Origin of the sequence: Gordonia aichiensis (genome assembly GCF_039946255.1) — a bacterium.
GTDB lineage: Bacteria > Actinomycetota > Actinomycetes > Mycobacteriales > Mycobacteriaceae > Gordonia > Gordonia aichiensis_A.
In genome coordinates, this window is record NZ_JBCDWL010000047.1 from 1 (window position 1) to 641 (window position 641).

Annotated in this window: 1 rRNA gene; it reads left to right on the forward strand. The window is 55.4% G+C overall.

Features of this window, described 5'->3' with window-relative positions:
- Positions 1–641: ribosomal RNA gene (locus AAFO60_RS20825) — 23S ribosomal RNA — on the forward strand; the annotation flags it as partial.

The following is a 641-nucleotide window of genomic DNA, read 5'->3' on the forward strand; positions in this document are numbered from 1 at the left end:
GTGGGTGATGGCGTGCCTTTTGAAGAATGAGCCTGCGAGTTAGTGCTCAGTGGCGAGGTTAACCCGTGTGGGGTAGCCGTAGCGAAAGCGAGTCTGAATAGGGCGTTTGAGTCGCTGGGTCTAGACCCGAAGCGGAGTGATCTACCCATGGCCAGGGTGAAGCAGAGGTAAGACTTTGTGGAGGCCCGAACCCACTTCAGTTGAAAATGGAGGGGATGAGTTGTGGGTAGGGGTGAAAGGCCAATCAAACTCCGTGATAGCTGGTTCTCCCCGAAATGCATTTAGGTGCAGCGTCGCGTGTTTCTTACTGGAGGTAGAGCTACTGGATGGCCGATGGGCCCTACTAGGTTACTGACGTCAGCCAAACTCCGAATGCCGGTAAGTGAGAGCGTGGCAGTGAGACTGCGGGGGATAAGCTTCGTAGTCGAGAGGGAAACAGCCCAGATCGCCGGCTAAGGCCCCTAAGCGTGTACTAAGTGGAAAAGGATGTGGGGTCGCTGAGACAACCAGGAGGTTGGCTTAGAAGCAGCCACCCTTGAAAGAGTGCGTAATAGCTCACTGGTCAAGTGATTCTGCGCCGACAATTTAGCGGGGCTCAAGTACACCGCCGAAGCCGCGGCACTCACACATTCATCGGCCAT